This window comes from Kitasatospora sp. NPDC024654 (assembly GCF_055559155.1).
This window is the reverse complement of the sequence record NZ_JBVHLF010000193.1, coordinates 1-4,573: the sequence shown is the minus strand read 5'-3', so window position 1 is coordinate 4,573 and position 4,573 is coordinate 1. Positions and strand designations below refer to the sequence as shown.

At 73.8% G+C, this 4,573-nt stretch carries 1 protein-coding gene; it reads left to right on the top strand.

Annotation, left to right across the window (positions count from 1 at the left end; genetic code table 11):
- Positions 1 to 4,573 (top strand): type I polyketide synthase (locus ACZ38L_RS38520; protein ID WP_465702640.1); only part of this gene is annotated, 4,573 nt, incomplete at both ends.

Here is a 4,573-nt window from a genome sequence, read left to right as displayed (position 1 = left end):
CGACACCAGCAACCGCGACGCACTCACCGAACTCCTCAACACCATCCCCACCGAACACCCCCTCACCGCCGTCATCCACACCGCCGGCACCCTCCACGACGCCACCATCCCCACCCTCACCCCCACCCACCTCAACACCGTCCTCACCCCCAAAATCGACACCGCCTGGCACCTCCACGACCTCACCAAAAACCTCAACCTCACAGCCTTCGTCCTCTACTCCTCCATCGCCGCCACCCTCGGCAGCCCCGGACAAGCCAACTACGCCGCCGCCAACACCTACCTCGACACCCTCGCCACCCACCGCCACACCCAAGGCCTCCCCGCCACCTCCCTCGCCTGGGGCCCGTGGCAGCAGCAGGCCGGCGGCATGACCGCGACGTTGGCCGACCAGGACCATGCCCGCCTGCGCCGGACCGGTCTGCTGCCCATCCCCGTGGACCGCGCCCTGGCGATGTTCGACGCGGCCCTGGCCAGCGGCCAGGCGCTGAACGTGGCCGCCCTGTTCGACACCGGCAGGCTGCGGGCCACCGGCACCGTCCCCGCGCTGTACCGCGGTATCGTCCGCGCCACACCGCGGCGAGTGGCGCAGAGCGGCGCGCCCGGCGGCGCGCCCGGCGGCGCGCCCGGCGGCGCGCCCGTCCTCGAGCAGTTGCGCGGCCGGGACCGGGCCGAGCAGGAACAGCTCGTGCTGGACCTGGTCCGTGGCTTCGTCGCGACGGCGCTCGGCCACAGTGCGCCGAGCGCGGTCGACCCGACCACTCCGTTCAAGGAGCTCGGATTCGACTCGCTGACCGCCGTCGAGCTGCGCAACACGCTGGTCAACAGCACCGGCCACCGGCTGCCCGCCACGCTGGTCTTCGACTACCCGACCCCGGCCGCCGTCGCCCGTTTCCTGCTGGACGAAATGACCAGCATCACAGGCGGGTCGGTGCCATCCGCGCCGCTCCCGACAGCCACCGCCGAAGACCACGACGACCCGATAGTCATCGTCGGGATGGGCTGCCGCTTCCCCGGCGGCGCCGACACCCCCGAGGGCCTGTGGAACCTGGTCGCATCCGGCACCGACGCGATCGGCGAGTTCCCGCACAACCGCGGCTGGGACGTCGACGGCCTCTACGACCCTGATCCCGACGCGGTCGGCAAGACCTACGCGCGCCAGGGTGGCTTCCTCTACGACGCGGACGGCTTCGACGCCGACTTCTTCGGCATCAGCCCGCGCGAAGCACTCGCCCTCGACCCGCAGCAGCGCCTGCTGCTGGAGACCAGCTGGGAGGCGATCGAGCGGGCCGGCATCGACCCGAAGAGCCTGCACGGCAGCCGGACCGGCGTCTTCACCGGCGCGATCGCGCAGGAGTACGCGTCGCTCTCCTACCTGGGCACCGAGGGCGCCGAGGGCTACCTGGTCACCGGGCTCGCCGCCAGCGTGGCCTCGGGCCGGATCTCCTACACCTTCGGCCTGGAAGGCCCTGCGCTCACGGTCGACACGGCCTGCTCGTCCTCGCTGGTCGCCCTGCACCTGGCCACCCAGGCGCTGCGCAACGGCGAGTGCACGATGGCACTGGCCGGCGGCGTCACGGTGATGGCCACCCCCGGGATGTACCAGGAGTTCAGCCGGCAGCGCGGGCTCTCCCCCGACAGCCGGTGCAGGTCCTTCGCCGGCTCGGCCGACGGCGTCGCCTGGGGCGAGGGCGCCGGCATGGTGCTGCTGGAAAGGCTCTCCGACGCCCAGGCGGCCGGACACCCGGTCCTGGCCGTCATCCGGGGCAGCGCGGTCAACCAGGACGGTGCCAGCAACGGCCTCACCGCGCCCAACGGCCCGGCCCAGCAACGGGTGATCCGCGCCGCGCTCACCGACGCCCGGCTGACCCCCGACCAGGTGGACGCGGTCGAGGCGCACGGCACCGGCACCACCCTCGGCGACCCGATCGAGGCGCAGGCCCTGCTGGCCACCTACGGACAGCATCACTCAGCCCAACAACCGCTGCTGCTCGGCTCGTTGAAGTCCAACATCGGGCACGCGCAGGCCGCCGCCGGCATCGGCGGCGTGATCAAGATGGTGCAGGCCATGCGACACGGCATGCTGCCCAAGACCCTGCACGTCGACGAGCCGACCCCACACGTGGACTGGACCGCCGGCGCGGTCGAACTGCTCACCGACACCCGGCCCTGGCCCGAGACCGACCACCCCCGACGAGCAGCCGTCTCCTCCTTCGGCATCAGCGGCACCAACGCCCACCTCATCCTCGAAGCCGCCCCCACCACCACACCCGAGGAACCACCGGACGCCCCGGCGGCCCTCCCCCTCCTGCTCTCGGCGAAGAGCGAACCGGCCCTGCGCGCACAGGCCCAACGGCTCGCCGCCCACCTCGACGAGCACCCGGACCTGGAACTCGTCAACGCCGCGCACGCCCTGGCCACCCGTGCGCAGCACGAACACCGCGCGGTGGTGATCGGCCAGGGCCGCGACGAACTCCTCACCGGTCTGGCCGCCTTGGCCGACGGCCAAGCCGCCGCCGACGTCGTGACCGGCAGCCCCGAGCACCCCGGCCGCACGGTCTTCGTCTTCCCCGGCCAGGGCTCGCAGTGGGAGGGTATGGCCCGCCAACTCCTCGACGAGTCAACGGTCTTCCGCGGCCACCTCCAGGCCTGCGCCGAAGCCCTCGCCCCGCACACCGACTGGTCCCTGCTCGACCTGCTCCGCCAGACCCCCCAGGCACCTCCGCTGGAGCGCGTCGACGTCGTCCAGCCCGCCCTGTTCGCCGTGATGGTCTCGCTCGCCCGCACCTGGGAGTCGCTCGGCGTCCGTCCCGACGCCGTCATCGGCCACTCCCAGGGCGAGATCGCCGCCGCCCACATCGCCGGCGCGCTCACCCTGGACGACGCGGCCCGCATCGTCGCCCTGCGCAGCAAGGCGCTGACCACGCTCGCCGGCACCGGCACGATGGCCAGCATCCCGCTCCCCGCCGACCAGGTCGGACCGCTCCTCGCCACGCACGACGGCCAGGTCACCGTCGCCGCCGTCAACGGCCCCGCCAGCACGGTCATCGCCGGTGCCGTCCAGGCTGTGCACGCCGTCGTCGAGGACTGCCGGAGCCGGGGCGTCCGGGCCCGCACCATCCCCGTCGACTACGCCTCGCACTCCCCGCAGGTCGAACCCATCCGCGAGCGGCTCCTCGCGGACCTCGCCGGCCTCACCCCGCGCCCCGCCACCATCCCGTTCTGCTCCACCGTCACCGCCGAGGTCATCGACACCAGCACCCTCGACGCGGAGTACTGGTACACCAACCTGCGCCGGACCGTGCTCTTCGAGCAGGCGGTCCGCGCCCTCGCCGCCACCGGTCACACCACCTTCGTCGAGGCCAGCCCGCACCCCGTGCTGACCACCCCCGTCCAGGACACCCTCGAGGCCGGCGGCCAGGCCGTCGGCACGCTGCGCCGCGACCACGGTGGCCTCGACCGCCTGCTCGCCTCCGCCGCCCAGGCCCACACCACCGGCACGCCGGTCGACTGGACCGCCCTGCTCGGTCCCGCGAGCGCGGTGGAGCTGCCCACCTACCCCTTCCAGCACCGGTCCTTCTGGCTGAAGCCGGCCGGCGCCACCGACCTCAGCAGCACCGGCCTGCACCCGCTCGACCACCCGGTCCTGGCCGCCACCACCACGCTGCCCGACGGCACCCACCTGCTCACCGGGCGCGTCTCGCCGCAGCAGCAGCCCTGGCTGAACGACCACGCCATCCTCGGCACGGTCCTCCTCCCCGGTGCCGCCTTCGTCGAACTCGCCCTGCATGCCGGCCAGCACACCGGCCATCCCCAGCTGGCCGAACTCACCCTCCGGCAGCCGCTCGCCGTGCCCCAGGACAGCGCCGTCGAGATCCAGCTCGCCGTCGGGCCGCAGGAGGACGACGGCAGTCGCCCGCTCACCATCCACGCGCGCCCGGCCGGCAGCGCCGACGAGCAGCCGTGGGCCCTGCACGCCGTCGGCGCCCTCGCCGCCACCGACCCGCGGCCCACCCCGGCGATCGGCAGCTGGCCCCCCGCCGGCGCCACTCCGCTCCCGGTCGAGGACCTCTACCCCCGGCTGGCCGGCCAGGGCTACCGCTACGGCCCGCTCTTCCAGGGGCTACGGGCCGCCTGGCGGCACGGCGACGAGCTGTACGCCGAGATCGTCCTCCCCCAGGACGCCGCCACCGACGGCTACGGCATCCACCCCGCGCTGCTCGACGCCGCCCTGCACCCGTCGCTGCTCGACCTCTCCGACGGCATCCGGCTGCCGTTCTCCTGGAGCGGCGTCTCACTGCACGCCGTCGGCGCCCGCGCGCTGCGGCTGCGGTTGTCGCCCAGCAGTCCCGACGGCGCGACCGCGACGCTGACGCTGGCCGACTTCGACGGCCTGCCGGTGGCAAGCGTCGAGTCCCTGACCGGCCGCCCGATCACCCCCGAGCAGCTCGCCTCGGTACGGGCCGTGCCCCGGCCTCCGCTGTACCGGGTCGAGTGGGTGCCGCAGACCCTGCCCGACGGCCCGCCCGCCACCGGCCAGTGGGTGGTGATCGGCGACCAACCCACCACCGAC